22 protein-coding genes and 2 pseudogenes are annotated in these 25,988 nt (G+C 65.2%); 9 read left to right on the forward strand and 15 right to left on the reverse strand.

What is annotated here, in order from left to right:
• Window positions 1-74 precede the first annotated feature (74 nt).
• Entirely contained in the window at window positions 75-1,814 is a 1,740-nt protein-coding gene (locus J2R80_RS42365) for an adenylate/guanylate cyclase domain-containing protein (protein ID WP_253640911.1), read from the forward strand.
• Between the two features lie 191 nt (window positions 1,815-2,005).
• On the opposite strand, the gene J2R80_RS42370 is transcribed toward J2R80_RS42365, so the two are convergent.
• The 6 genes from J2R80_RS42370 to J2R80_RS42395 form a co-directional block, all read right to left on the reverse strand.
• Window positions 2,006-2,188, reverse strand: coding sequence for a hypothetical protein (locus J2R80_RS42370; protein WP_057018065.1), 183 nt, complete (start codon window positions 2,186-2,188; stop codon window positions 2,006-2,008).
• Between the two features lie 7 nt (window positions 2,189-2,195).
• Window positions 2,196-3,359 (reverse strand): PepSY domain-containing protein, encoded by a 1,164-nt coding sequence (locus J2R80_RS42375; protein ID WP_256527908.1) that lies wholly within the window; start codon window positions 3,357-3,359, stop codon window positions 2,196-2,198.
• Window positions 3,360-3,368: 9 nt separating this feature from the next.
• Window positions 3,369-5,630 (reverse strand): TonB-dependent siderophore receptor, encoded by a 2,262-nt coding sequence (locus tag J2R80_RS42380; protein WP_375162675.1) that lies wholly within the window; start codon window positions 5,628-5,630, stop codon window positions 3,369-3,371.
• Between the two features lie 336 nt (window positions 5,631-5,966).
• On the reverse strand, window positions 5,967-7,172 hold the full coding sequence (locus J2R80_RS42385; protein WP_057018068.1) for an NAD(P)/FAD-dependent oxidoreductase: 1,206 nt from the start codon (window positions 7,170-7,172) through the stop codon (window positions 5,967-5,969).
• 117 nt (window positions 7,173-7,289) lie between these two features.
• The gene (locus tag J2R80_RS42390) at window positions 7,290-7,625 is read right to left on the reverse strand and encodes a hypothetical protein (RefSeq protein WP_057018069.1); all 336 of its coding nucleotides are present in this window, start codon (window positions 7,623-7,625) and stop codon (window positions 7,290-7,292) included.
• A 97-nt stretch (window positions 7,626-7,722) separates the two neighbouring features.
• Window positions 7,723-8,673 (reverse strand): helix-turn-helix transcriptional regulator, encoded by a 951-nt coding sequence (locus J2R80_RS42395; RefSeq protein ID WP_253641112.1) that lies wholly within the window; start codon window positions 8,671-8,673, stop codon window positions 7,723-7,725.
• Window positions 8,674-9,042: 369 nt separating this feature from the next.
• Between J2R80_RS42395 and J2R80_RS42400 the strand changes: the two are divergent.
• Window positions 9,043-9,974: pseudogene (locus tag J2R80_RS42400) on the forward strand (helix-turn-helix domain-containing protein).
• A 12-nt stretch (window positions 9,975-9,986) separates the two neighbouring features.
• Here J2R80_RS42400 and J2R80_RS42405 read toward each other — a convergent pair.
• Both J2R80_RS42405 and J2R80_RS42410 read right to left on the reverse strand, forming a co-directional pair.
• Window positions 9,987-10,166, reverse strand: a complete 180-nt coding sequence (locus tag J2R80_RS42405) for a hypothetical protein (RefSeq protein WP_076827959.1) — start codon at window positions 10,164-10,166, stop codon at window positions 9,987-9,989.
• Window positions 10,167-10,175: 9 nt separating this feature from the next.
• Window positions 10,176-10,409, reverse strand: coding sequence for a DUF6894 family protein (locus J2R80_RS42410; protein ID WP_028333132.1), 234 nt, complete (start codon window positions 10,407-10,409; stop codon window positions 10,176-10,178).
• Window positions 10,410-10,602: 193 nt separating this feature from the next.
• On the opposite strand from J2R80_RS42410, the gene J2R80_RS42415 reads away from it, so the two are divergent.
• From J2R80_RS42415 to J2R80_RS42425, 3 genes are read left to right on the forward strand one after another with little or no spacing between them, the layout of a single operon-like run.
• Complete coding sequence (locus J2R80_RS42415; protein WP_253624861.1) at window positions 10,603-11,289, forward strand: TetR/AcrR family transcriptional regulator; 687 nt, start codon at window positions 10,603-10,605, stop codon at window positions 11,287-11,289.
• A complete protein-coding gene (locus tag J2R80_RS42420; RefSeq protein ID WP_253640914.1) occupies window positions 11,286-13,967 on the forward strand; it encodes a molybdopterin-dependent oxidoreductase in 2,682 nt (893 codons plus the stop codon). Before J2R80_RS42415 ends, J2R80_RS42420 begins: the two co-directional genes overlap by 4 nt.
• Window positions 13,964-14,887: a xanthine dehydrogenase family protein subunit M gene (locus tag J2R80_RS42425; RefSeq protein ID WP_057018074.1), complete on the forward strand. Its 924-nt coding sequence runs from the start codon at window positions 13,964-13,966 to the stop codon at window positions 14,885-14,887. The genes J2R80_RS42420 and J2R80_RS42425 overlap by 4 nt, the downstream gene beginning before the upstream one ends.
• A 64-nt stretch (window positions 14,888-14,951) precedes the next feature.
• On the opposite strand, the gene J2R80_RS42430 is transcribed toward J2R80_RS42425, so the two are convergent.
• The 4 genes from J2R80_RS42430 to J2R80_RS42445 all read right to left on the reverse strand — a co-directional run bounded on the left by J2R80_RS42430 (window position 14,952) and on the right by J2R80_RS42445 (window position 19,740).
• Window positions 14,952-16,724 (reverse strand): adenylate/guanylate cyclase domain-containing protein, encoded by a 1,773-nt coding sequence (locus J2R80_RS42430; RefSeq protein ID WP_253640915.1) that lies wholly within the window; start codon window positions 16,722-16,724, stop codon window positions 14,952-14,954.
• A 164-nt stretch (window positions 16,725-16,888) separates the two neighbouring features.
• Window positions 16,889-17,506, reverse strand: a complete 618-nt coding sequence (locus tag J2R80_RS42435) for a LysE family translocator (protein WP_028333127.1) — start codon at window positions 17,504-17,506, stop codon at window positions 16,889-16,891.
• 244 nt (window positions 17,507-17,750) lie between these two features.
• The gene (locus tag J2R80_RS42440) at window positions 17,751-18,293 is read right to left on the reverse strand and encodes a hypothetical protein (protein WP_253640916.1); all 543 of its coding nucleotides are present in this window, start codon (window positions 18,291-18,293) and stop codon (window positions 17,751-17,753) included.
• A gap of 7 nt (window positions 18,294-18,300) precedes the next feature.
• Window positions 18,301-19,740: an LVIVD repeat-containing protein gene (locus tag J2R80_RS42445; RefSeq protein ID WP_375162642.1), complete on the reverse strand. Its 1,440-nt coding sequence runs from the start codon at window positions 19,738-19,740 to the stop codon at window positions 18,301-18,303.
• A gap of 120 nt (window positions 19,741-19,860) precedes the next feature.
• Here J2R80_RS42445 and J2R80_RS42450 point away from each other — a divergent pair, with 120 nt between their 5' ends.
• Genes J2R80_RS42450 through J2R80_RS42465 form a run of 4 tightly spaced genes read left to right on the forward strand, consistent with a single transcriptional unit; the run spans window position 19,861 to window position 21,640 of the window.
• Entirely contained in the window at window positions 19,861-20,175 is a 315-nt protein-coding gene (locus J2R80_RS42450) for a helix-turn-helix transcriptional regulator (protein ID WP_253640918.1), read from the forward strand.
• Window positions 20,168-20,632 carry an SRPBCC family protein gene (locus J2R80_RS42455; protein ID WP_229191368.1) on the forward strand — a complete coding sequence of 155 codons (465 nt, stop codon included), beginning with the start codon at window positions 20,168-20,170 and terminating at the stop codon, window positions 20,630-20,632. The genes J2R80_RS42450 and J2R80_RS42455 overlap by 8 nt, the downstream gene beginning before the upstream one ends.
• A complete protein-coding gene (locus J2R80_RS42460; RefSeq protein ID WP_057018077.1) occupies window positions 20,625-21,092 on the forward strand; it encodes an SRPBCC family protein in 468 nt (155 codons plus the stop codon). The genes J2R80_RS42455 and J2R80_RS42460 overlap by 8 nt, the downstream gene beginning before the upstream one ends.
• 32 nt (window positions 21,093-21,124) lie before the next feature.
• On the forward strand, window positions 21,125-21,640 hold the full coding sequence (locus tag J2R80_RS42465; RefSeq protein ID WP_057018078.1) for an SRPBCC family protein: 516 nt from the start codon (window positions 21,125-21,127) through the stop codon (window positions 21,638-21,640).
• Between the two features lie 183 nt (window positions 21,641-21,823).
• Here J2R80_RS42465 and J2R80_RS42470 read toward each other — a convergent pair.
• The 3 genes and pseudogenes from J2R80_RS42470 to folE all read right to left on the reverse strand — a co-directional run bounded on the left by J2R80_RS42470 (window position 21,824) and on the right by folE (window position 25,869).
• Window positions 21,824-23,433, reverse strand: a pseudogene (locus J2R80_RS42470) (acyl-CoA synthetase).
• 270 nt (window positions 23,434-23,703) lie between these two features.
• Window positions 23,704-25,224 carry an FAD-dependent oxidoreductase gene (locus tag J2R80_RS42475; RefSeq protein ID WP_076827975.1) on the reverse strand — a complete coding sequence of 507 codons (1,521 nt, stop codon included), beginning with the start codon at window positions 25,222-25,224 and terminating at the stop codon, window positions 23,704-23,706.
• A gap of 27 nt (window positions 25,225-25,251) precedes the next feature.
• Window positions 25,252-25,869: a GTP cyclohydrolase I FolE gene (folE, locus tag J2R80_RS42480; protein WP_028333118.1), complete on the reverse strand. Its 618-nt coding sequence runs from the start codon at window positions 25,867-25,869 to the stop codon at window positions 25,252-25,254.
• Window positions 25,870-25,988 lie beyond the last annotated feature (119 nt).

A 25,988-nucleotide genomic window follows, 5' to 3' on the forward strand; every position in this document is an offset into this window, starting at 1 on the left:
TTAATTGGCCGGGTTGAACTTCCAAGTTAGGGTAGTCCGTGGCGCCCGAGCGAGTGGAAAGGCGACTGGCAGCAGTGCTGGCGGCAGATGTCGCCGGCTACAGTCGCCTGATGGGAACGGACGAGGAAGGCACGCTCGCGCGGCTCAAGGCGGCCAGAAAAAATCTCATTGATCCAACGATCGCCGCTCATCGCGGCCGCATCGTCAAAACGACCGGCGACGGCATGCTTGTCGAATTCGGCAGCGCCGTCGATGCAGTGCGCAGCTCTGTAGAAGTCCAGAGCAGGATGGCAGAGATTAACGCATCCGCACCGCAACAGCAGCGGATCGAATTTCGCATCGGCATTCACGTCGGCGACATCATCATCGACAACGACGACATCTTCGGCGACGGCGTCAACATCGCCGCGCGGCTGGAGAACATCGCGGACCTGGGCGGCATATGCCTGTCCGACGACGCCTACCGGCAGATCCGGGGCAAGGTCGATGCAGCCTTCGAAGACATGGGCCAACAGAATCTGAAAAACATCACTGAACCGATCCGCGCCTGGCGAATGAAGATTGGCGCCAGACCTTCGCCTGAGCGCCATCCGGCTCCTGCCGAATCGCATCACATGCGCCCGTTTTCGGGAAAGCCCTCCATCGCGGTGCTGCCGTTTCAGAACATGAGCGGAGACAACGAGCAGGAGTATTTCGCGGATGGGATCGCGGAAGACGTCCTTACGACCCTGTCAAAGATTCAGGAATTGATGGTGATAGCTCGCAACTCGAGCTTCGCGTTCAAGGGGCAGAACAGGGACATTCGCGAAATCGGGCAGATCCTGGGTGCTCGTTATCTGCTGGAGGGGAGCGTTCGAAAGATCGGCAATCGCATCAGGTTGACGGCGCAGTTGATTGATGGTCGAGACGGCGGTCATCTCTGGGCGGATCGCTTTGACGGAGACCTGGACGACGTGTTCGATCTCCAGGACCGAATTACGCAAGAGATCGTCGAAGCGCTTGAGGTCCAGTTGACGGTCGGCGAACGCGCGAGGGTGTGGAGAAAGCGCTCGGGCAGTCCGCTGGCTTATGAGTATGTTTTGAAGGGGCGCGCCCTGTACGTTAATTTCGCAAGGCAAACTCACGCACAGGCCCGGAAGCTTTTTGAACAGGCGCTGGAGATCAACGGCTCGTTTATGCCTGCGCTCTACTTGTTGGGTCTGACCCTGACTGACCAGGCGCGCTTCGGTTGGATCAAGGATGAAAATGAAGCGTATCAAGCCGCACTGGGCTGCGCTGATCGGGCTCTCGCCGCCGACCCCAGCTTCGGGGAAGCATACCTGGTGATCGGCTATGTTCGTACCTATCAACGCCGTCATGATGAGGCTGTGGCAGCAGGAGAAACCGCGATCAGCCTCGCTCCCAGCAGCTCTGACGCACATCACATGGCGGGCATGTACCACGGCTACGCCGGCAATTTCCGAAAAGCCGTCCTCTACGAGGAACACGCCCAACGGCTCAGTCCGATTGAGCGCAACGAATCCATGGTGGACGAAGCGCGCGCAAGATTTCATCTCGGAGATTTCGCGGCGGCGCACGATATAGCCTCCCGCGTTCTGAGGCAGCGGCCGCTCTGGCTGACCGCGCAGTCGACACTCATAGCGGCGCTTTGGAATCTCGGCCGGCAAGATGAAGCGCGCATGATCTCAAGCGACTTGCTGGCGGGCCACCCCAATTTCAGCCTGGCCCGCTGGGCCAGGCTGCTTCCGTATCGCCGACAAGGCGACCTGGATGCATTGGTCAACCCGCTACGCATGGCGGGGCTCCCGGAGTGAAGACCTGTCATCTTACAATGCCGGCGCGACGCCACACGCCAGACACCTGCGCGGCCGCGACTGCTTATTCGATTGCTCGTTCGGCTTCTTGCGCATCTCCGCGGATGAGACACCGCAGGGATCGGCATATTCCGATTGGACCGGCTTTGCTGATTGCCCGGCCGGTTCGAAGCGCGATCAGGCAAACCCGATCAATTCGGCTGGCGCCGCCAGATGAACACCAGATAGAGCAGGAGAGGCAGGCCGAGCCCGGCCCACGAGACCGCATCCCACCAGCCGTCGCCAACCAGCGCGCTGATCAATCCGACCGTGCTCACGATCGCGATGACGAGCGGGGCAGCGAAGATCTGGGTCAATGAACGATGCGAGACCATGCTGACGTCACGACGATAATGCGGGGTTGTCGAGGGAGTCGGCGTTGGCGATCGCGCGTTCCTGGCTCACGCCCGCCTTGCGGCGACGCATCCACAGATACACGCCGGTCACGAGGATGAAGATGGTCAGGATGTCGAGCAGCGCCCAGACGATCTTGAGCGGCATGCCGCCATAGTCGCCGAAATGCAGCGGCTGCGAGACGAACAGGGTCGTCACATACCAGGGCATGTCCCTTGTGTCGGTCAGCTTGCCGGTTTCCGCATCGATCAGCGCCGGCTTCAGCAGCCGCGAGGTCAGCGGCGTATCGCCGTGCAGGAACACCGCGTAGTGGCTCTTGCTGCTGAACAGGGTTCCCGGGAAGGCGACGAAGCTCGGCGTCATGCCGGGCACCGCATGGGTGGCCACTTCGACCGCCGCATTCAGCGAGGTCAGCTTCGACGGCACCGGCCGGTCCTTGTACTGCGCGGTCATTTCGGCGAGCTGGCCGAACTGCCACATCTTGAGCACGAGATCGGCCCAGGTGTTGATGACCCCGGTGAAGCCGACGACCAGCGTCCACGCGACCAGCAGGATGCCCGCGAGATTATGGACGTCGAGCCAGCGCACGACGCGGGTCCGCTGCGCGCGGTAGGCGCCGAAGCGCAGCTTCCGCATCGACGGCGCATAGACCACGATGCCGGAGACGATCGCGACGCAGAACAGGATCCCCATCAATCCGAGGAACAGCTTGCCGGGCAGGCCTGCGAACATGTCGGTGTGCAGCTTCAACATGATGTAGGTGAAGCGGCCGGTCACATCGGGCGCATCGAGATAGGCGCCGGTATGCGTATCCATCCGGATCAGCAAATTGTTGGTCGGATCGGCATCGATCGTCGGGCCGACGCTGACGAACATCGCGCTCGGATCGTCGCGATCCCAGATCAGGAAGTGAGGCACCTTTCCGGGCGCCTGCGCGAGCGCGTTGCCGAGCAGACGGTCCAGATTGGCCGGCGGCGTGCCTGGCGGCACGTCGGCCGGCTTGACCTGGCTGTGCAGGAGATCGTCGATCTGCTCGTGGAAAATCAGCGGCAGGCCGGTGATGCAGAGCAGCAGCATGAACAACGTGCAGATGAGGCTGGTCCATTTATGGACAGCGCCCCATCGCCGTAAGGATCTGGTCGTCGCAGTCAATTTCGTTACCTAGTTCAAGGTGTACTTCATCGTGCCCAGTACCGTGCGGCCATTGCCGAGGCCGCAATAGGGAAGCCCGGTCAGGCAGGATGCAACGTAGAAGTGGTCGGTCAGGTTGGTCACGTTGACCTGCGCCTTCCATCCCTTCAGGTCCGGCCGCAGATAGGCGAAGTCGTAGCTGACCGACGCATCGAGCAAGGCGTAGGAGGGAATGACAAACGTATTAAAGTTGTCGCCGTAGGTCTCGCCGACATAGCGCACGCCGAGGCCGAGCCCAAGCCCCGCGAGCGCGCCGTCATACCAGGTATACTTGCCCCAGACCGCGACCTGGTCCTGCGCCGTGTTCATCATGTACTTGCCGGCATAGCCGGCAATGCTCGTCGTCACCCGCGGATCGAGATGGGTGTATCCCGCCGTGATCTCGAGCTCGCGCGTGAGATTGCCCTTCAGCTCGAGCTCGAGGCCGCGGACACGCACGGCATCGGTCTGCACGTTGAACAGCGGGTTCAACGGATCGGCGGTCAGCACGTCCTGCTGACGGATATCGAACGCTGCCGCCGTCACCATGAAGTTCGAGCCGTTCGGCTTGAACTTGACGCCGACTTCCGCGCCCTCGCCCGTCGTCGGCCTGAACGACCGGCCGGCGCTGTCGGCGCCGAGGTTGGGCGTGAACGAGGTCCCGTAGCTGACATAGGGCGCGAGGCCGATATCGAACAGGTAGCTCAGGCCGATGCGCCCGGTTCGCGCCGAGTCATCGCGCGAATAGTGGCCGGCCGGCGGATAGAACGCCATGCTGGTGAAGCCGGAGCTGACCCAGTCCTGGCGGCCGCTCATGGTCAGCGTCCAGCGATCGAGCTTGATCTGATCCTGCAGATAGGCGCCGAGCTGCGACTGCCTGTCGTCGCGCAGAATGAAAGGCGCCAGCGAGCTGGCTAACGGAACGGCGGTGCCGTAGACCGGGCTATAGGCATCGATCGGCGCAATCGGCGTCGTGCGATAGTCCGTGTTCGCCCACAGATCGAAGTAGTCGACGCCGGCCAGCACCTTGTGGACCAGCGGCCCGGTGGCGAAATCCGCCTGCAGCTGATTGTCGAGCGCGACATTGGCGGCGTTGGCCTTGACGTAGTTGTAGGTGCGCGCGACCAGACGATCCGTCACCATGCCCTCGGTCCGCACCGATGCGAGGTCGTTGCTGACCTGGGTGTAGCGGAGGTTTTGCCGGAACTGGAAGATGTTGTCGAAGCGATGCTCGAACGCGTAGCCGACCGCGAACTGCTCGAGATGATAGCCATCCAGCCCGGGCTCGCCGAGGTAACGGCTGTAAGGAATATGTCCGTTGGGGTTGGGCAGGAAGGACACCTGTCCCGGGACGTATTGCTGGTAACCCTTGTTGTCGACCTTCTGGTACTGCGAGAGCACGGTGAAGCTGGTGTCGTAGGTCGGGCGCCAGGTGAAGCTCGGCGCGATGAACAGCTTGTTGTCCTGAACGAAGTCGGTCTGGCTGTTGCTGTCGCGGCCAAGGCCGACGATGCGGTAAAGGAACCGGGCGTCCTTGTCGGCCGGACCACCGATATCGAAGGCGCCCTGGAAGCGATCGAACGAGCCGAACGATCCCTCGATCTCGTAATGCGGCGTCTCGGTGGGCCGCTTGCTGACCAGGTTCAACAGGCCGCCCGGATCGGATTGTCCATACAGGCCGGATGACGGGCCCTTCAGGACCTCGATGCGCTCGAGACCATAGGTCTCGATGCGCGGGACCGCGAAGGTCGTGGTGTCGGTCGGCAGCCGCAGCCCGTCGAGATAGCGCGGCGCGGTGAACCCCCGCAGCTTGAACTCGTCGAAGAACGCGTTGGCGCCAAAACTCTCGATCGTCACGCCGGGCGTGTAGCGCAGTGCTTCGGTGATGTTCTGCGCGCCCTGCGCCTGGATCTGGTCCTGGGTGACGATCGAGATCGACTGCGGCGTCGTCAGCACCGGGCTGTCGGTCTTGGTTGCGGTGACGCTCTGGCTGGCGAGATAGCCGGTGACCGGCCCGTTGCCGCGCTCTCCGCCGCCACCTGCCCCCGGTGCTGGAACGTTCTGCGCGGGCGCCCGGTTCGCGATCGATCGCGGCGTCGTACGTGCAGGACGCGCCGCGCGTCGCGCCGGCAGCGTCCGCCGCGCCTGCTGCTGTTGTTTCGGCGCCTCGACCGTCACCGGCGGCAGCGCCGATTGCGCAACGCTTTCTCGCGGCATCACCACACTCAGCACGAACAAACCGCTGCCGGCCATGTACCCGGCCGCCAGCGCAGTGCGACGAAACATCCGACCCCCGTCAACTCACATCGCCTTCATCCTCGCCGTCACTAACACGATGAAAGACGTACGCAGCTGATCGGTGATTAGAACACATCCAGTGTTGGGCTTATCGCCGATGGTGTTGCGAGCTCGCAACGTGAACGCAGCGAAACTGCGTCAATGCGCCTCAGATTTTTCGAGCGCTTCTAAGGACGATTCTAAACTGCGTTTCGCTCCGCGATACTTCGAGTCAGTTCCGCGCACAGCGATCGAACGACGCCGTGCGCGGAAGCGATGATCGCAGTTGCGGTGCTCTCGCCGAGCTCAGCGTCAGACTTCGGTGACGTGCTCCGGATCGGCCGATGCCAGCGCCGCGGCACGCTCGGCGCGCGGCGGATAGATCCAGACGGTGTTGATCTCCCGCTTGGTCTTCTTGGCCACATCGCCGACCATCTCGACCTTGCGCTCCCAGCCGCGGGTGAACAGCGCACCGGCCTCGCCGAGGTCGAGGCAGGTGACATAGGCCTTCTGGTGATACGGCCTGGTCGGGACACCGAGCAGCTCGGCCGCGGCGTTGTTGCCGGCAAAGGCGCCCATCCGCGTCGCGTGCTGGCACGACATCAGCGCGTAATTGCCGACATCGTCGCATGCGGCACGCGCCGCATCGCCGGTGGCGAACACACCCGCGACCGACGGTACGCGCAGATCGCGATCGACCAGCAGCCGGCCGAAATTGTCGCGCTCCGCCGGGATCTGCGTGGTCAGCGGCGCGGCGCGAATGCCCGCCGCCCAGACCACGGTCGCGGCCTCGATATGCTCGCCGCTGGAGAGCGTGACGCCGGACTTGCTGACCTCGGCGACGCCGGCGCCGAAGCGGCCTTCGACGCCGAGCTTGCGCATCGCGTCCTCGATGATCGGGCGCGGGCCCTCGCCCATGTCGGGCGCGATCGCCACGTTGCGATCGACGATCACGACGCGCGGCTTGGCGTCGCTGCCGAGAATGTCCCGGAGCCGCGCCGGCATCTCGGTCGCCGCCTCGATGCCGGTGAAGCCGCCGCCGGCAACGACCACGGTGTCGCGTGCCACTGATGCCGGCTGCCTGGCGAGGTCGTGCAGATGGCGATCGAGCGCGATCGCATCCGCAAGATTGTCGACGCTGAAGCCATGCTCGGCGAGACCGGGTACGTTCGGACGGAACAGCCGGCTGCCGGTCGCCACCACAAGGCGATCATAAGGCAGCGTCTTGCGCGCGTCCTTGGCGGTGACGATCTGCACGGTGCGGGCCTTGGTGTCGACGGCTTCGGCGCTGCCCTGCACATAGACGACGTCGATCGCGTTGAAGACGTCGAGCAGCGGCGCGGTCAGTGTCTCCGGCTTCGGCTCGTAGAGCCGCGGGCGCACCACCAGGGTCGGCTCCGGCGCGACCAGCGCGATCTCGAGCTCCTCGGGCGAAACGCCCTTGATGTCGCGCAGGCGGGCTGCGGAGAGCGCGGCGTACATGCCGGCAAAGCCGGCGCCGATGATGACAATTCGCATGGGTATCTCCTCTGGGTTGGCAGTCTCTGATGTCCGCGCGTTGCCGCCGCTGCCTGCCGCTTGCGGCGAAGCCTGTCGCGATCGGCGACGCGAAGAGGTGAAACGAAAAGCGAGCGCCTATTGCCGGGCGGCGCAGCTCGACAGGAACGGCGTGCGCGCCCCGGGCATGCAGGCTGCGCGGCAGCCTCTCGCGCCCGACAGCGCTCCATGCTGAAGGCCGATCGGCAGCGCGGCCCCCGGGAGCCAGTCCCGGTAGAGCGCCTGGGCGGCGTCGCTGATCATCACCGACGTCATGGCATCGGCGCCCTGAACGGCCTGCGCCGGCGCATCGGCATCCTCGCCGGTTGCCGACGTGAAGCGCACGGTGAGCGTAAGCCCGTACATCAGTGCAGTCGCGAGGACCCGGCGTCGCCGTGTCACTGCAAGGGAGCTACCGAAATCCTTCCAGGCCATCGCTTGTCTCCGTTGTTGGCGTCGGCGCCACGGTGATCTAGCGAATTGGCCTTATGAGTGCCCCAGAGCGATTGCCCGACCTGAAGAGCGATTGCGGCTACCGCAGACGGCGCCGCCAATCGCTCGGGGTTTCGCCGGTCAGCTTCCTGAACGCGGCCGCGAACGCGGTCTGCGAACTGTAGCCGAGCGCCGCCGCGATCGAGACCACGGATGCGTCGGTGTCGCGCAGCATGTTCATGGCCTGCTCGAGCCGGTGCTGGCGCAGCCAGGCATGCGGCGAGAGCCCGGTGCTTTCCTTGAAGGCGCGGCAGAAGTGAAAGCGCGACAGGCCGGCGTCCGCCGCCAGCGCCGCGAGCGAGACGTCCGCATCGCTGTCCGAGCGCAATCGCTCGATGGCGCGGCGCAGCGCCGTCGGCGCAAGACCGCCTACGGTCACCTGCACGGTCGCAGGCACGCCGGCGTGCGCCGACAGCAGGCGCGTGGCCAAGAGATCCGTCAGTTGCTGCCGGAACAGCGCATCCAGCGCCGCGCTGCCCTCGAGCGCATCAGCGGCACTCAGCAGCAACCGCGATGTAATCGGATCGGGATGCCCGGTGCGCTCCAGCAGATCGCCGGGAGCGGCGGTGTCGGCCTCGCCGGCGACGCGCGCCAGCGTCGCATGCGGAAGATAGAGCTGAACGACATGCACCGACTGGTGAATATCCCAGCGCGAACTCGAGCCGGCCGGGATGATCGTCACGACCCCGGACCGGGCCGTTCCGATCGAAGCCACCCTGCCGGTGCGCCGCTCCAGCCGCTGCGAACCTGCGGGATAGCTCATGACGACGTGGTCGACCATCGGCCTGACCACGTCGTGCAGGGCGTCATGCTTCCAATAGGCGATCGCGCCGCTCGACGGGTCGGCCGCCATGCGAAGCGGCTGCGTCTTGAGCACGCGGGCCATCTCCTGGCCGGCCGGGCAGCGCGGACCGGCCGGTGCCTCGGCCGGCCGCGCTTCGGATGCGGCGGGCGAATCCCGCAAAGGATCGTGCAGGATCGGCTTACTCATCACCTGTACTCGCGTTTGAAGGCTCATGCGCTCCCTCCTTGCGGGCCGGTCTGTCGGACCCATGAGGCGCGGAACTGCCCGCCGGACCTAAGCGCCGCGCAGTTCGAATGTCTTTCCTGAAACGGCCATGCTTTGCCCAATTCTGCGCCAAGCGCGCGGCTGCGACATTTCTGCGTCCGGCACGGTTGATTGGACCAAAGCAGTTGAATTCATCCCGGAATCGCATTGCGCTGAACGACCGGCAGCATCGTTCATGATCGCGTGAGACAACTGGACTGCGCCGCAGCAATCCCGGATAATGAGTGACGGCTTCGCAGGCTGACTGACAAGTCCCTGCCCGGCTGCACATCAATGATGGACTCAACACGCATGGCACAGGCGGGCGCCTACGGGCAGCGGCTCGGGCAATTCCTACGCCTGAGGGATACGCCGCCGGCGCTGATCACGCGCACGCTGCGCAGCGCCGAACTCGCGGTCACCGAAACCCGGGACGACAACCCGGTGCCCGGGCTGTCCGGATCGCTCACCGCCGAGGATGCCTTTCTGGTCAGCCTGAAGCTGCACGATTATCCGGACTGCGAATTGTGGGAGGGCGGCAAGTGCCTCATGAAGCGGGACATCCCGGCGGGCGCGACCTATCTCTACGATCTCAAACGCGATCCGCGCTACGTGATCGACAAGCCGTTCCACTCGCTGTTCTTCTATCTGCCGCGCTCGGCGCTCACTGACTTCGCCGAACAGACCGGCTCGCCGCGCATCGGCGAACTGGCCTGCGAAATCGGCACCGGTCACGACGACGGCGTCATTCGTCATGTCGGGGCGCTGCTGCGCGAGGGATTGCACCGGCCGGACGAAACCAACCAGCTGTTCATCGATCACATGATGCTGGCGCTGACCGCGCACGTCACCCGGACCTATGACGGAATACAACATCCGACCGGACCGACCCGTGGCGGCCTCGCCGCCTGGCAGATCAACCGCGCCTGCGAAAGCTCGAATCCGACCTCAGCGGGAAGATTTCGCTGAAGCAGATTGCGGCCGAGCTCGATCTGTCGGTCGGCCATTTTTCGCGCGCCTTCCGCATCTCCACCGGCCTGCCACCGCACCAATGGCTGCTTCAGCAGCGCCTGAAGGTGGCCAAGCAGCTGATGGCGGCGCGCGACCTGTCGCTGTCCGAGATCGCGATTTCGGCCGGCTTTGCCAATCAAAGCCACTTCACGCGGGTGTTTTCCACCGTGGTCGGCGTCAGCCCGGCGGCGTGGCGGCGCGAGATGTACCGCCCGGCGAGAAGCGAGAGCTGAACAGCGCCGCGCTCAACCGGCGGGCGCAGCTTGAACGGCGTGCTTCGCATGCCATTTGGGACCCGGTCCGCGCATGTAGTGCAGCTCGGGCCGGTAGGGATCGCGAATTCGCGCGATCAGATTCTGCAAGCCCGCCGTAATCGCGTTCCAGCTGTCGTGCAGAGAGAGCAATGATGCGTGCGGTGACAGCATGGCGCCCTCTCAGTGCGGCTTGCCGAGCACGGATGCGAAGGACAGGATCACGATCTCCTCGCCGGACTCGTCGCTGACATGCACGACCCAGTCGCGCCAGTCTTCCAGGCTGACCGTTGCGACCAGCGATCGCATCATGCACGTCGCCGCCTCGCAGGCCTCCGAGAGGCTTGTCACCGAGGTGCCGCGGCGATCCATCAGCACCCCGTGCGTGGTCGAGCAATGGAAAAAGACCTGGGTCATGTGCGTATCCTCGCAAGCTCCGGACCAGAAGGTCATCTTTGGAGCTCCACGTTTCTTCGACGCGACCATTCGCAAGGCGGTTCACATGGGCGCCGGCCGCGCGGCGGCCTCGCGGAATGGTGATCAAGCCCCAGCACCGCCTCCTCACCAAATCGCGATTTGACAGTTTTTCTATATTTGTCAAAATCGTCAAATGGGACCGAAAACCCGCATTCTCGATGCCACCATGCTGGTGTTCCGCCGGCACGGCTTTCGGCGCTCCTCGATCGAGCAGGTCGCCGAGGCGGCCGGCCTGACGCGGCAGGCGCTCTATCACCACTTCGAATCCAAGGAAACGCTGTTCCGCGCCGTGATCGAGCGCGTGCATGAGAGCGCGATCGCAGCCGAGGACACCGCCATTGCCGAGGCGGAGGCGGCGGGCAGCGATCTCGGCGACATCCTCGCTACGGGCATGACCGCGCGGATGTCGACCATGATCGGGTCGCTGGACGGCTCGCCGCATCTCGAGGAACTGTATTCCGAGCACCTCGTGCATGCGCGCGACCTCTTCCAGACCTACGCTGCGCGCTATGCTGAGCGCATGGTCGCGACGGTCGCGCGGGTCGTGCGCAAGCAGCAGCTTGCACTGCCGCAGGACCTGACGCCGGCCGAGTTCGCGCGGCTGGTCGAAATGTCGATTCACGCAGCGAAGTCGCAGTATCCGGCGATGCAGCCGGCGGAAGCGTTCCTGAAGGACATGGCGATCATCGTGCGGACGCTCTGCGCCGGCGCCGAGCCGAAATTCAAGTCCAAATCCTTGCCGAAACCGCAGAAGCCGTACGTCAAGAGGGCGGCAATCCCCAAGAGGCCGACACGCAGGACAACTGGAGGACATCCATGAGCACGACGACCGTCAATGGCCGCGTCGAATCCCTGCCCGATGATCCCGATGCGCTCTTGATCGACATCGTGCGCGACCAGCTCAAGCTCACCGGCACCAAGCTCGTCTGCGGCGCCGGCGTCTGCGGCGCCTGCACCGTGCTGGTCGACGGCGCGCCGGTCGCAAGCTGCCTGATGCCGGCACACGCCGCCGCCGGCAAATCGGTGACGACGGTGGAAGCCATCGGCGCGTCCGGGCTGCATCCGGTGCAGAAGGCGTTCATGGCGCATGACGCCCTGCAATGCGGCTTCTGCACGCCCGGCTTCATCGTGGAAGCGACCGCGTTCTGCGACCATTGGCGCGCGACTAGGGGAACGGCGGTGCCGTCGCGCGAGGAGATCGGCGCGGCGCTGTCCGGCCATCTCTGCCGCTGCGGCGCCTATGACGGGATCTACCGCGCGGTGGCGGATGCCTGTGCCGGCCGCTTCGACGGCGATCACGTCACGGCGCCCCGCATCGAGGCGCGCGACAAGGTGACGGGCGCGGCGAAATACACCGTCGACATCCATCATGACGGCCAGCTCGAAGGCCTGATCCTGCGCTCGCGCGAGGCGCATGCACGCATCGCCACGCTCGATCTGGCGCCGGCACGCGCGCTCCCCGGCGTTAGTGCGGTGTCGCTGCTCGGCGACGACCACATCGTGCGCTATGTCGGCGAGCCGATTGCGGCGGTTGCAGCTCCGGACCGCAAGACGGCGCTGGCCGCGCTCGCCGCGATCAAGCTGACCAGCGAGCGCCTGCCCGCGGTGGTCGGGCTCGACGCCGGACGCAAGGATGATGCGCCCGTGGTGTTCGACAAGGCGAGCCGCAAGCGGGCCGGCAACGTCTCGGAGGCGGCCGGCGGGCCGGCGCCCTGGAAGCAGAACATCCGCGGGCCGACCGCTGTTTTCTCGACCCGCGCCAAGAAGGCCCGCAACTGGGTGGACGAGGCGCGCCAGGCCAACAACAAGCTACTCGTCGAAGCCACCTTCCGCACCGCCACGCAGCAGCATGCTTGTCTCGAGCCCCACGCCGCGGTGGCGCGCTTCGACGGCGACCGGCTGACCCTGCACGCCTCGACCCAGCAGGTGTTTCACCTGAAGGAGCAGATCGCAAAACGCTACAAGCTCGATCACGACAAGGTCCGCGTGATCGCGGAGCACGTCGGCGGCGGCTTCGGCTCGAAAGCGAGCCTCGGCACCGAGACGATCGCCGCGATCGAGCTGGCCCGCGCGGCGAAAGCGCCGGTGCGGGTCGCCTATGATCGCCAGGAAGAACTCTCGGTCGCCGGTTATCGGCCGGCCGCGGAGTTGAAGGTCGCGCTGCTACCTTCCGAGCAAGGCGGCCTGAAGGCGCTCTCGGTCACCGCGCATGCCGATACCGGGGCCGCGACCAACTCGACCATCGCGGGACTGGCGCGGCTGATCTATCCGGCCGAGGCGAAGGACCTTTCGGATTTTGACGTCATCAGCAATCTGCCGCCCGGCGCCGCCTTCCGCGGCCCCGGCGGTCCGCCGATGGCATTCGCCGTGGAGCAATCGATCGACGAGGCCGCGCTGCGGCTCAAGGTCGATCCGATCGCCTTGCGCAAGCGCTGGGATCCCGATCCCAACCGGCAGCGGCTCTACGATTGGGCATCAGGGCTCGAGATCTGGCGCAACCACAAGCCGGCGCAGAACGGGCGCTATCGCCGCGGCATCGGGGTCGCGACGGGCTACTGGCTCTATCTGTGGCAGCCGAAGGTGAAGGTCGAGGTCGCGGTCAGGGGCGGCCGCATCGTTGCTAGCACGGCGACGCAGGACATCGGCACCGGCACCCGCAGCGTGCTTGCCGACGCGATCGCGCGCGAGTTCGATCTCGAACCCGGTGAGATCGATGTGCGGATCGGCGATTCCTCGCTGCCCGAAGGCCCCGGCTCCGGCGGCAGCCGCGTCACCGCCTCGGTGATGCCGCCGACGCTGCAGGCAGTGCGGAAGCTGAAGGCCGCGATGCTCGAACAGGCCACGCGAAAGCCGGCGCCCGGCTCGAACGCGCCCTGGCGCGAGCTGATCGCGCGCTCGCCCGACATCGCAATGGTGGAGACGCGCGGCGAGGACGGCAAGAACACTGCGCCCGGCATCCGCTCGCCGCTGCGCGAAGTCGGCCTGATGGGCATGGTGTTCGGCTGGATGATGCGCCGCTTCTCGAACATCGCCGTCGGCGCCGGCGTACCGAGCTCGGTGCAGGTGATCGAGGTGGAGGTCGACACCTGGCTCGGCCATGTCCGCGTGCTCAACGTGCACACCGGCATCGCGGTCGGCAAGATCGCAGCGCCCGCGCTGGCGCGCAGCCAGGCCTGCGGCGCGGTGATCCAGGGCCTCGGCTACGCGCTCTACGAGGCGCGCGAGCTTGATCCGACCAGCGGCGACGTCCTGACCGCGGGAATGGAGGATTATCGTATCCCTGGGATCGCCGACACGCCGGAGATCGAGGTCCATTTCGACGAAGCCGGCTTCGACCATGTGCTCGGCAACAGCGTCGGCATCGGCGAGGCGTCGACGGTGCCGACCTCGGCCGCCGTCGCCAACGCGATCCACAACGCGATCGGCGTCCGCCTCACCGAGATTCCGATCCGGCCCGACCGCATCGTCGCCGCGCTGAAGGGGAGGGACGCCGCATGAGTGTCGCGACTGCAGACGTCATCTCCGCGCCCGAATTCCGCGCCGCCGGCACCGATCTGTCGGAGCGCCGCCGCAGCGGCCTGTCGTGCGGCTCGATCATCGATCTCGCCGCCAGTCCCGATACGATCGGCGTTGCGTGGAATGCGGACGGCTCGGCCCGCATCGGCGCCCTGACCACGATCGCTGCGATCGCATCCGATCCGCGGCTCGCCGAGGCTTACCCCGGCATCGCCGCAGCCGCGCAGGGCCTCGCCACGCCGCAGATCCGGCACATGGCGACGCTCGGCGGCAACCTCGCCCAGCGCTCGCGCTGCTGGTATTTCCGCAATCCGCAGATCGCCTGTCTCAAGAAGGGCGGCCCCGACTGCCCGGCGCGATCCGGCAACCACCTCTATCACGTCGCGTTCGATCTCGGCCCATGCGTCGCGCCGCATCCGTCGACGATGGCGATGGCGCTGCTCGCCTATGATGCGAAGGTCACCACCGATCGGCGCAGCGGCTTGTCGATCTCCGAGCTGCTCGGCGACGGCAGCAACGGCGCGGCCGACAATCTGCTTGCACCGGGCGAACGCATCGAGCGGATCGAGCTCCCCGTTCCGCTGGCCGGCGAGCGCGCGCTGTACAAGCGCGCCATCAGCCGGACGCATGCGGAATGGCCGCTGGTCGAGATCTGCGTGCGTGCGGTGATCTCCGGCGGCGCGTTCCAGCAGGTCCACATCGCCGCCGGCGGCATCGCCCCGGTCCCGCTGCGTCTTGCCGCGTCCGCGGCGGCGCTGCAGGGTAAGCAGATTAACGCGGCGACCATCGCGCAAGCCACCGAGCTGGCGATCTCGGGAGCCAGGCCGCTGCCGATGACCGGATACAAGCTCGAGCTGCTGACGGGCCTGGTGCGCGACGTGGTCGAGCGGATCGTGGCGTAGGATCAAGCGCCCATTCGCGGCCTCGAGGCAACGTCGCGTCTAGAATGCATAGATCCAGGAATTCCTACGCCGGAATGCCGGCCTCACACAGCACGGCGACCATGCGTTCGCCCCATTCGACGGTCCTGGTCGGAAAATTCTGCCGCGCGTAGGACGCGCGGAAATCGGGTCGCAGCTTGAGCAGGCGGCCGGCGATGACGCGCGCCTCGTCGAGGCGCCCCGAGCCGACTTCGTTCATGATCAACGCGCTGAGCGTGTGTGCGTCTTCGCCGATCACCAGCGCCTTGGCGGCGGCCGCGCGGCCCTGCTCATACTGACCGAGCATGAAATGCGCGAAACTGATTCCGTTCCACATCGACGCACGCCCGGGATCGATCGGGCTGAGCCGGAGTCTGTGCTCAAAACTTTCGATCGCGCGTGCCGGCTGGACGCACATGAGCGAAATCCAGCCACGATATCCCCATGCCGCAGCATCGTTCGAATTGAGCGAGATCGCCTCTTCGATCATGGTCTCGGCGCGATCGTAGTCGTGGCCGAGATAGGCAAACATGTGAGCCGCGCGCGCCAGCACGAACGGATCGTCGCTGGCCAGCACGCAGGCGAATTCGGCGATCCGCAGCGCCTCCGCCAACTCCTCCGCGCCGGGGGGCGTGCCGCGCGTGGTCTGTTTCAGCAGCGACGAATAGGCCAGCATGACCTGAGCGGCTGCATAGTTCGGATCAAGCCCGCAGGCCTTGTTGAACCACTCGCCGAGTTCAGCGTCGCCCCACTTGGAGCGATCTGCATAGGCCGCAATGCCTCTCAGAAAGAGATCGTAGCTATCGAGACGGTCGGTCGGCTTGGTTCGGGTTCGTTCGATTTCGCTCTGCTGGATCTTCGGAGCTATGATGCTGACGACATTCGCGGTGACCTGGTCCTGCAGGTCGAACACATCCCTCAGTTCGCCGTCGAACCTGTCCGCCCAGAGATGCGTACCGCTGCCGGCCTCGATCAGTTGCGCGGTGATCCGAACGCGCCCACTCGACTTGCGCACTGATCCCTCCAGCACGTATCGCACACCGAGCTCGTGCCCGACCTGCTTGATGTCGACGGACTTCCCCTTGTAGGTGAAGCTTGAATTGCGCGCGATCACAAACAGCGATCTGAAGCGCGACAGCGCGGTAATGATGTCCTCGACGACGCCGTCGGCAAAGTATTCCTGCTCCGGATCACCGCTCATATTCTGGAACGGCAGCACCGCGATGGAGGCCTTCTCGGCAATCGCGGCTGGGGAAGCCGGTGCAGTGAACGCGTGCTTCGCGATCGCGGCCGCTGCGGAGGCGCCGCCGACGCGAACTCTCCATGTCCGAATAGGCTCGGCAATATTCTTCAGGACCTGCGGCCCCATGTCCTCGAAGGTTGCATCGACCTTGCCGCGAATGTGCCGTTGCACGTCATCGGAAATGCAGACGCCACCCGGCTCGGCAATCCCCTCCAGGCGCGCTGCGATGTTGACGCCGTCGCCAAAGATATCGTCGTCATCAAAGATGATGTCGCCGACGTGGATTCCGATTCGGAATTCGAGCCGCTGCTCCGTCGGCACGGCAGCATTCTGATCGGCCATGCGGCGCTGCACTTCGACGGCACTGCGCACCGCGTCGACGGCGCTGGCGAATTCAACGAGGATTCCGTCGCCGGTCGTCTTGACGACGCGGCCGCGATGTGCCGCCAGCGCTGGATCCAGCAACGCTCGCCTGACCGACTTCAGCTTGGCCAGAGTGCCTTCCTCGTCGATTCCCATCAGCCGGCTGTAGCCGGCGATATCGGCCGCCAGAACCGCTGCCAGACGCCGATCCATGCTATCGGTGGTCAAAGACATGCCCCCGGACGAGGGGTTAATTTTCGTCGCCGATCAAAGCACGGCTGACGGCCTCCGGGCTAGAGCAAACGTCTGCGCTGCTTGCCCAGGCTGGAAATCGGCGGCATTGTCAACGACGACCTTGAGGCTATCGCCCAGCGGGTCTATCGCGCCCGGGTCAGCGCCAGCCAGATGCCGCCGCCGATCATGAAGCCGCCCGAGATGCGCGACATCAGCCGGGTCCGCTCCTTGGAGAAGAATTTGCGGGCGCGGCCGGCCGCCAAGGCGTAGGCGGCGTCGGTCAGCACGGCGGTCGCCATGAAGGTGAGGCCGAGCAGCGCCACCTGCGGAACGTGCGGCTTGTCCATATCCATGAACTGCGGGATGAAGGCGCCGAAGAACACCAGCACCTTCGGGTTCGAGAGCAGCACCAGAAAGCCTTGCAGGAAGAAGCCGCCGCGCGGCGGCGGCGGCGTGTCGTCGGTGCTGACGCCCTCGACCGGAGAGCGGATCAGCTTGAAGCCGAGCCAGACCAGATAGGCGGCGCCGGCAAAGCGCACCCAGTCGAACCAGTAGCCCATCGTCGCCATCAGCGAGGTCAGCCCGACCGCGACGGTGCCGATCACGATCGCAAGCCCCACCTGCGCGCCCAGCACGTTGGTGAGCGCGGCGCGCGTGCCGTAGCGCAGCCCGTTGGCGATCACCATCGTGACGATCGGACCGGGCAGCAGCGCCAGCGCGATGCAGGCGGCGACGAAGGCGAAATAGGCTTGCAGGGACATGGGAGAGCTCGTTTGTTTCTTATCGTCATTATGCACGAGAGTGGCAGACATGGAAGCGCGTCTGCCCCCTCGCCCCGCTCTTCACCGGGTCGAGACGAGCGAAGCTCGCTCTTAGAGGGTGGCGTGAGAGGCTTTCTCCGCCAGGCGGTGCGAGTCGTTAGACCTGTACCCCTCACCCGGATCGCATCTGGCGATGCGATCCGACCTCTCCCCGCAAGCGGGGCGAGGTGAAGAGAGATCACGCTCAACGGCCTTCCATTGCCGCGATCATCCATGACCTGATCTCTCGCCCCTCCAGAAATTTCAACGTCGCCCGCTGCACCCCTGCGGCATCTCCCCTGCCCTGCGCCGCGACCGCCATCAGGTCGCAGCGATGCGATACCGCGATGCCGATCGCAGTGCGCTTCCCGTTGGGCATCTCGAGGTTATAGACCCTGATCCGCCCCGGCATATCGGCGACAGCAACGACATCGCCGGCCTTCAGCGGCACAAAGCGCGGGCTGATCATGTCGACGTCGGAAACGCGGTCGACCTCGTCGTCATCGGCGACGCCGCTGTCGCAGTTGCAGAAGCCGAGTTTTGGCCTGAGATAAACCTCGAGGTCGTCACCGCACTCCGCCGCGCCGCAACGGAAGGCGCGGCCGGCGGGCCAGCCGTCGCGCGGGAACGGCCAGGCGATCTCGCGCCACGCGGCCGCGCGCGGCGGCGCCATCTCGTAGCCCGCAACTGCGGAGAGCCCGCCGAGCACGAGGACCATCGCCGCGATGACCGGCCAGGAGCGCATCATCGCGCGCTCACGGCAGACCGGCGACGGCGCGCGCCGCGCCGGTCAGTTCGAGAATATGCAGGCCGGTGTTGGTGCGGTCGACCGCGTAGATGTAGCCGCGCTCGTCGGTCTCGACATTGTTGGTCTGGATCGCGACCTTGCAGCGGTCCTTGCCGTCGATGGTGACGCAGCGCTTGTCGGTCGCCGCCGTGATGGAGGGAATGAAGTACCCCACTTCCCTGGGATGGTAGGGATCGCGGATGTCGAGCGCGCGGACGCCGGCGTTGAAGAAGGCGATGAAGGCCAGCTTCTTGTAGTAGACCGGCGCCATGCTCTCGTTCGACGAATGCGAGCCGAACCGGCCGCCGCGCTCGCAGAACGCTCCGGAGGCCTCGGGCACCGTATAGCTCGAGATCAGCATCGGCCGCGCCTCGGTGGTGACGTCGGCGAACCACACCATCTGCCGGGCCTCGCCGCATTCGTTCTGGATCGCCTCGTCGACGATCATCACGATGTCGCGGCTCTTGCCATCCTTGTCGCGGGCGAACTCGGCGATCGGCATGCCGGGCATCGGAAACACCGTATGCGCGCCGTTCATGGCGGACAGCGGCATCCGCGCGATCTCCGGGAATTTCAGATTGTCCGGCGTCGGCTCCTTCGGTCCGTTCAACAGCTTGTCGCGGTCGACGATCTGCAGGAAGCCACCCTTGTTGGTGCCGTAGCCGAAATAGACGCGATTGCCCGTTGGCCCGGTCGAGATCGGCCCGTGCAGTTCGGTCGGCACCGCGCCGGTCGCGCCCGGCTCCTGCCCGGGCAGGCCGAAATCCCGGATCTTCTTTGGCTGCGCGGGATCGGAGAGATCATAGACCTGCGTCATGCGCCGCGTGCGCCAGTCCGGCGCGCCCGACACCAGGAAGGCGATGCCGGTGCTGCATTCCCAAAAACTCTTGTGCGTGTCCTTCAGCCCGCCGATCCGGGTGACGAGCGCCGGATTGGCGGGATCGGCGACGTTCCAGATCTCGTGCGCCTCGCTGCCGAAGGTGCGCAGCATGTAGACCGCGTTGCGATCGCCCTTCGGCAAATCCTTGCCGTCGCAGATCCGCACCATCTGCGCGCCGCCGGATTCATACTTGCCTTCCTGTCCGGGAATGTGCCGCAGATATTTCGGGTGCGCGGGATCGGTGACGTCGACGATCGAGGTGCCGTTCGGCTCGGCCTTGCCGGTCATCGGGTTGACGGGATCGGGAATGTCGTCGGTGCCGCCGTGATGACCGATATAGGCGATCCATCTGTCGCCCTGATGATGAATGGTCGGCTGATAGGCGCTGCGCGCCTGCAAATCGTTGGTTCCAACCAGCCTCATGTTGGAGGCCTCGGGCGGATCGCCGATCTTTGGCTGGGCACTCGCACCATTCGCGAGCAGGACAAGAACCAACGTGCAGCAAACTGCCGTAACGCGACCGCCCATGCGCACCACCCAATGTTCCACACCAATCTGCGTTGGCTGCCGGCAAGGCTAGCACGGCGCTGCCGATGCCAAAACACACGCTCTTGACATGCAACCATTTGGTTGCCTATTATCCGACCCATGGATGAAGTCTTCAAAGCCCTCGCGGATGCCTCACGGCGAACGCTGCTTGACCGGCTTCACGATCAGAACGGGCAGACGCTCGGTGAGCTCTGCGACGGCCTCGACATGACGCGTCAGGCCGTCACCAAGCACCTTGTGATTCTCGAGGAGGCCAACCTCGTCACCACGATCAAGCATGGCCGCGAGAAGCTGCACTATCTCAACCCGGTTCCGATCCATCAGATCGGCGAGCGGTGGATCAGGAAGTTCGAGCACGGGAAACTCGCCGCGCTGAGCGAGTTGAAAAGACAATTGGAGAAGCGTGATGAGTAAACCGGACTACGTCTACGTCACCTATATCGAGACCACCGCCGACAAACTGTGGCACGCGTTGACCTCGAGCGAATTCACCGAACGCTTCTGGTTCGGCTATCGCGTCAGCTCCGACTGGAAGGTCGGCTCCCCCTACCACCTCACCAAGGACGGGCGACGCAGCGTGCAGGGCGAGGTGCTGATCGCCGATCCACCGAACAAGCTCGCCTACAGCTGGGACGTCGTGAAGGAAGGCGTCGAGCGCGAGCAGGTCTCGCGCGTGACCTTCGACATCGAACCGCACGGCACGGTCGTCAAGCTGACCGTGACGCACGACAATCTCGGCCCGAAGACGCTGCGCGACATCTCCGGCGGCTGGCCGATGGTGATCGCGAGCCTGAAGAGCTTCCTCGAGACCGGGCGCGAGCTGCCGGCCGACCTGCTCACCAGCGGCGCCAGGGAGGCCTACCATGCCTAAGCCCGAATTCGCCTACGTCACCTACATCGAGACCACGCCGGACAAACTGTGGGACGCGCTGACCAAGAGCGCGTTCACGCGGCAATACTGGTTCGACACCGAGCTGCAATCGGACTGGAAGGTCGGCTCGCCGCTCGCGCTGGTGATGGGCGGCAAGACCACCGACACCGGTGAGATCCTCGAGGCCGACCGGCCGCGACGCCTCGCCTACACCTTCAAGCACGTGCTCGACGAGGACATGCGCAAGGAGCCGGCAACCAAGGTGGTCTTCACGCTGGAGGCCCATGGCAAGATCGTGAAGCTGACCGTGACTCATGAGGGCTTCGGTGCGGGCAGCAAGCTGCTCGACGGCATTTCCAAGGGCTGGCCGGCGATCCTGTCGGGACTCAAGAGCCTGCTCGAGACCGGCAAGGCGGTCACGATCCCGCCGGCCGCGCTCGGGATCGACGGCTTCGAATGACAATGAAAATCTATCGACGGGTGCGTACAGACATGAACATCGAGAAATTCAAACCGGCAATCGTCTACGCGATCTACATCGCCGCCACGCCCGAGAAGGTGTGGCAGGCTTTGACGACTGCCGAACTCAGCCGGCAGTATTTCTCCGGCAACGCGGTCGAGGTCGACCTTCGGATCGGCGGCGCCTACGTCGTGCGGACGCCCGACGGCGCGCTGCACATCTCCGGCGAGGTGATCGAGTGCGATCCGCTGAAGCGGCTGACCGTCACCTTCAACGTCAACTGGCCGCAGCTGGTCGAAAAGCTCGGGCCGACGCTCGTCACCTGGGAGATCGAACCGGCAGGCGACGGCGTGAAGCTGACGCTCCTGCAATCGCATGACCGTCCGATCAGCGACGACATTCTCGCAGGCGGCCGCACCGGCTGGCCGGCGATCCTCTCCAGCCTCAAGAGCCTCGTGGAGACCGGCAAGGCCATGGTGATCCCCATGCAGCCGCCAGCGCGCATGATGGCCGCGCTGAAGGAATTGGGAATTGCGATGCCGACGTGAGGTTGGCGATACAGCCGCTCCATACTCCGCTGTCGTCCCTGCGAACGCATGCGAAAGCAGGGACCCATAACCACCGCTCCAAACGTTTAGAGTTCGCTGGGGCCATAGCGTCGCACAACAACTTTACCTTGTGTTATGGGTCCCGGGCCGCGCTGCGCTTGCCCGGGACGACGACGGAGAAAACTACCCCAGCGCCCTCAGCTCCCGGCGCAGCACCTTGCCCGTCGCCGTCATCGGCAGGCTGTCGGCGAACTGCACGAAGCGCGGATATTCGTGGGCGGCGAGCTGGACCTTGACGAACTCCTGGATCTCGCGCGCCAGGGCATCGCCCGGCGCGTAGCCCGGCCGCAGCACGATCCAGGCCTTGATCGATTCGGTGCGGATCGGGTCGGGGATGCCGACCACCGCCGACATCGCGACCGCCGGATGCTTCATCAGCGTGTGCTCGATCTCGGACGGGCCGACCCGATAGCCGGCCGTGGTGATGACGTCATCCTCGCGGCTGACGTACCAGAAATAGCCGTCCTCATCCTGCACGCCGAGATCGCCGGTCAGCAGGAACTCGCCGGCATATTTCTTCGCGGTCGCTTCCGGATTGCGCCAGTACTCGATCATGGTGCAGGGGCACGGTTGGCGCACGCCGATGATGCCGCGCTGGCCCCGCGGCAGTTCCGCGCCCTTGTCGTTGACGATGCGGACGTCGAAGCCCGGCGTGGCGCGGCCCATCGAGCCCGGACGGATCGGAAACAGATTGGAATTGCTGCCGATCACGAGATTGCATTCGGTCTGCCCGAACACCTCATGGGCGTCGATGCCGAAGGTGTCGCGCACCCAATCCAGCAATTGGCCGCCGAGCGACTCGCCGCCGGTGAAGATGCTGCGCAGCCTGACGCCGGAATTCTTTACATTGGCCTGCCGCATCAGCTTCAGCGCGGTCGGCGGCAGGAACACGTTGCGGATGCCGAGCTCGGCCATCATCCGCATCGCCGCCTGCGGCTCGAACTTGCGGGCGCGGTGTCCAACCATCGGGATGCCATGGTACCAGAATGCGAACAGGCCGTTGATCAGGCCGCCGATCCAGGCCCAGTCGGCCGGCGTCCACATCAGGTCGCCGGGCCTCGGCAGGAAGTTGTGGCACATCTCGACATTGGGCAGATGGCCGAGCACGACGCGATGCGCATGTAGCGCGCCCTTCGGGTTACCCGTGGTGCCCGACGTGTAGATGATCAGCGCGGGATCTCGGCCGAGGTGTCGACGGTCGCGAACTCGGGCGATGCCGACTTGACCGCGCTCCAGAACGGTTTCGTCCCCGCCGGCGTCTTATCGCCGACGATATAGACGCTCTTCAACTCGGGCAGACGATCGCGGACTTTCGCGATCTTCTCCCAGCCTGCTTCATCGGTGATCACGGCCTTGGCAGCAGAATTCGACAGGCGGAATTCGAGCGCATCCTCGCCGAACAGCGCGAACAGCGGGATCGAGATCATCGCTGCGCGAAACGCCGCGAGATGCGCGACCGGCAGTTCGAGCGATTGCGACAGGAACACCGCGACGCGGTCGCCGCGCACCAGCCCGTCGTTGGTCAGCACATTGGCGAAACGGCGCGAGGCGTCCGCGACCTCGTCGAACGAGGTGCGCGTGGTGCCGCCATCCTCGTCGACATAGACCAGCGCGAGCCGCCCGGTGCCGTCGGCATGGCGGTCGCAACACGCGGTCGCCATGTTGAAGCGCGCGGGAACGTCCCAGCGGAAGTTGCGATAGAGTTCGTCGTAAGTAGCGGCTTCCTTGAGCATGGTGTGTGTTGCTTCCGTCCCTCGTCATGGCCGGGCCTTTCCCCTGCCATCCGCATTTGCTGCGGCAGATTGTAGAGACGTCGATGCCCGGGACAAGCCCGGGCTGACGAAGAATGTGATGCCCGGATAAAGACCCCCGGATGGAGCGGTCGCGCGAACGCGCGCCCGATGACAGGCTCCGCGCAATCCGGGGTTCTCATCGAGTGGACAGACTCCCCCGGATTTCGCTTCACTGCATCCGGGCTACGAACATCCTTGAGGAGAAAGCCGTCAGGCTGACGCCCGCTCCATTGCGACCTCGGCCTTGAGGCTATCGAGGTCGCGATAGATCGACGCGACCGCGAGCACGCGCCCGCCGCGCTTGTAGCGCAGCACGCAATCCCTGCCGGCAATGCTGCCGTCCACCGCGATCTCGTCCCACTGCTCGGCATGGCCGACATAGTTGATCGGCACGTCGTAATGCTGGCTCCAGAAGAACGGCACCGCGTCGAACACCTCGCGCTGCCCAAGCATATTCCGCGCGGCGGTCTGGCCCTGGCGCTCCGCCACCACCCAATGCTCGACCCGGATCGTCTCGCCGCTGTGCGGATCGGGCCAGCGCGCGATATCGCCGGCCGCGTAGATGCCGGGAACGCTGGTCTCGAGATAGGCGTCGACTGTCACGCCGCGGTCGATGGCGAGCCCGGCCGCTTCCGCCAGCGCCAGCCGCGGCTTCACGCCGACACCGACCACGACGAGATCGGCATCGAGCACAGGCCCGCTCTTCAGGCGGGCTCGCTTGCCCTCGATCGCGGTCACCGTGTCGCCGAGGTGGAATACAACACCATGCTCTTCGTGCAGCGCACGGACGAAATCGCCCATCTCCGGCCCGAGTATGCGCTCCATCGGCCGCTGTTCCAGCCCGACCACGTGAACCTCGATCTGGCGCGCGCGGAGCGAGGCCGCCACCTCGAGACCGATGAAGCTTGCACCGATCACCACCGCGCGGCGCGCTCCGCTGGCCGCGGCGATGATGGCCCGGCAATCGTCGACGGTGCGTAGCACATGAACGTGGGGCTGGTCCGCGCCCGGGATCGGCAGCCGCACCGGCTCCGCGCCGGTCGCCAGCAGCAGCCGGTCATAGGCGAGCGTTTCGCCGCCGGCGAGCACGACGTTGCGGCGGCCGGTATCGATCGACTTGACCTCGGTCCTGAGTTTCAGATCGATCGCCGCGTCACGATAAAAATCGTCCGGCTTCAGCGGCAGCCAGTCTTCCGGCGCGCTGCCAGCGAGGAAGTCCTTTGACAGGTTCGGACGATCCACCGGCGGCGCGGCCTCGCCGCTCAGCATGACGATGCTGCCGCGATAGTCCTGCCGTCGCAGCATCTCGGCGGCGGCAAACCCCGCCCCGCCGCCGCCGACAATCACGATGCTGCCGGGCGCATCGACCGGGCCCTTGACGCGGAGTTTCGGCTGCGCGCGCTTCTCGCGCACGATGATGCGATCGCCCTCCCGCTCGACCTTCCAGACAGCGAGCGCGTTGAAGGCGGGCGCGGCGGTCGCTTCACCGGTGCGAATATCGAAGCAGGCGTGATGCCAGGGGCAATGGACGGTCTCGCCCTCAAGGAGGCCTTCGGCGAGCGGGCCGTGGTAATGGCTGCAATGCGCGTCGATGGCGAAGATATCCGCCCCCGAGCGCACCAGCAGCACGTCCTCGTCGCCGACATGGCCGAGCAACATCGCGCCCGTGAAGTCGGAGAGGGCAACGCCTTGTGTCAGATCCGGACCGGAAGGAGCTTGCTGATCGGCCATATCATTCCTCCATCGCCCTGTGACGCTCTAAACCGCTATGCCGAGGAATTCCTGGCGGGTTAGCGCATTGTCGCGAAAGCAACCCAGCATGCGGCTGGTCACGAGATCGGTATCCGGCTTGTGCACGCCGCGGGTCGTCATGCAGTGATGCGACGCCTTGATGATGACGCCTACGCCCTGAGGCTTCAAGACGTCGTTGATGGTGTTGGCGATCTGCGCCGTCATCTTCTCCTGGATCTGCAAACGCCTGGCATAGATGTCGACCACCCGCGCCAGCTTGCTGATGCCGACCACGCGGCCGTTCGGGATGTAGGCAACCCAGGCCTGACCGATGATCGGCGCCATATGATGCTCGCAATGGCTCTCGAAGCGGATGCCCCGCAGGGCAATCATTTCGTCGTAGCCTTCGATCTCCTCGAAGGTCTTTTCCAGGATCTCCGCGGGACGTTGGTCGTAACCCGCAAAGAATTCCTCGAACGAACGCGTCACACGCGCCGGAGTTTCAAGCAAACCATCCCGCTCGGGATCGTCACCAGTCCAGCGGATGATGGTGCGGACTGCTGCCTCGACTTCGGCCCGGGTCGGCTTGTCGGATTCGGTTTGAGCGGCTCTTGCACGATCCAGCGCATGCACAATCGGGTTCATCGGGGCCTTTCCTTTGCGGAGTCATCGCGAGGTCATGCCCGTCAGATGCTCCGTCAGCAGAAAGGTTCCCGCAATTCGGTCCGCGGCACTTTGCGCCGCAAGCCAGCCCGGACGAACGG

It is taken from the genome of Bradyrhizobium sp. USDA 4541 (assembly GCF_024171085.1).
Classification (GTDB): domain Bacteria; phylum Pseudomonadota; class Alphaproteobacteria; order Rhizobiales; family Xanthobacteraceae; genus Bradyrhizobium; species Bradyrhizobium australafricanum.

What these genes read in the sequence shown, in the direction of transcription:
- J2R80_RS42370 (WP_057018065.1), bottom strand. Translation starts at nt 2,188, where the DNA reads ATGGTCTCGCATCGTTCATTGACCCAGATCTTCGCTGCCCCGCTCGTC.
- J2R80_RS42380 (WP_375162675.1), bottom strand. Translation starts at nt 5,630, where the DNA reads ATGGCCGGCAGCGGTTTGTTCGTGCTGAGTGTGGTGATGCCGCGAGAA.
- J2R80_RS42385 (WP_057018068.1), bottom strand. Translation starts at nt 7,172, where the DNA reads ATGCGAATTGTCATCATCGGCGCCGGCTTTGCCGGCATGTACGCCGCG.
- J2R80_RS42390 (WP_057018069.1), bottom strand. Translation starts at nt 7,625, where the DNA reads ATGGCCTGGAAGGATTTCGGTAGCTCCCTTGCAGTGACACGGCGACGC.
- J2R80_RS42395 (WP_253641112.1), bottom strand. Translation starts at nt 8,673, where the DNA reads ATGAGTAAGCCGATCCTGCACGATCCTTTGCGGGATTCGCCCGCCGCA.
- J2R80_RS42405 (WP_076827959.1), bottom strand. Translation starts at nt 10,166, where the DNA reads ATGCTGTCACCGCACGCATCATTGCTCTCTCTGCACGACAGCTGGAAC.
- J2R80_RS42410 (WP_028333132.1), bottom strand. Translation starts at nt 10,409, where the DNA reads ATGACCCAGGTCTTTTTCCATTGCTCGACCACGCACGGGGTGCTGATG.
- J2R80_RS42415 (WP_253624861.1), top strand. Translation starts at nt 10,603, where the DNA reads ATGGGACCGAAAACCCGCATTCTCGATGCCACCATGCTGGTGTTCCGC.
- J2R80_RS42420 (WP_253640914.1), top strand. Translation starts at nt 11,286, where the DNA reads ATGAGCACGACGACCGTCAATGGCCGCGTCGAATCCCTGCCCGATGAT.
- J2R80_RS42425 (WP_057018074.1), top strand. Translation starts at nt 13,964, where the DNA reads ATGAGTGTCGCGACTGCAGACGTCATCTCCGCGCCCGAATTCCGCGCC.
- J2R80_RS42430 (WP_253640915.1), bottom strand. Translation starts at nt 16,724, where the DNA reads ATGGATCGGCGTCTGGCAGCGGTTCTGGCGGCCGATATCGCCGGCTAC.
- J2R80_RS42435 (WP_028333127.1), bottom strand. Translation starts at nt 17,506, where the DNA reads ATGTCCCTGCAAGCCTATTTCGCCTTCGTCGCCGCCTGCATCGCGCTG.
- J2R80_RS42440 (WP_253640916.1), bottom strand. Translation starts at nt 18,293, where the DNA reads ATGATGCGCTCCTGGCCGGTCATCGCGGCGATGGTCCTCGTGCTCGGC.
- J2R80_RS42445 (WP_375162642.1), bottom strand. Translation starts at nt 19,740, where the DNA reads ATGGGCGGTCGCGTTACGGCAGTTTGCTGCACGTTGGTTCTTGTCCTG.
- J2R80_RS42450 (WP_253640918.1), top strand. Translation starts at nt 19,861, where the DNA reads ATGGATGAAGTCTTCAAAGCCCTCGCGGATGCCTCACGGCGAACGCTG.
- J2R80_RS42455 (WP_229191368.1), top strand. Translation starts at nt 20,168, where the DNA reads ATGAGTAAACCGGACTACGTCTACGTCACCTATATCGAGACCACCGCC.
- J2R80_RS42460 (WP_057018077.1), top strand. Translation starts at nt 20,625, where the DNA reads ATGCCTAAGCCCGAATTCGCCTACGTCACCTACATCGAGACCACGCCG.
- J2R80_RS42465 (WP_057018078.1), top strand. Translation starts at nt 21,125, where the DNA reads ATGAACATCGAGAAATTCAAACCGGCAATCGTCTACGCGATCTACATC.
- J2R80_RS42475 (WP_076827975.1), bottom strand. Translation starts at nt 25,224, where the DNA reads ATGGCCGATCAGCAAGCTCCTTCCGGTCCGGATCTGACACAAGGCGTT.
- folE (WP_028333118.1), bottom strand. Translation starts at nt 25,869, where the DNA reads ATGAACCCGATTGTGCATGCGCTGGATCGTGCAAGAGCCGCTCAAACC.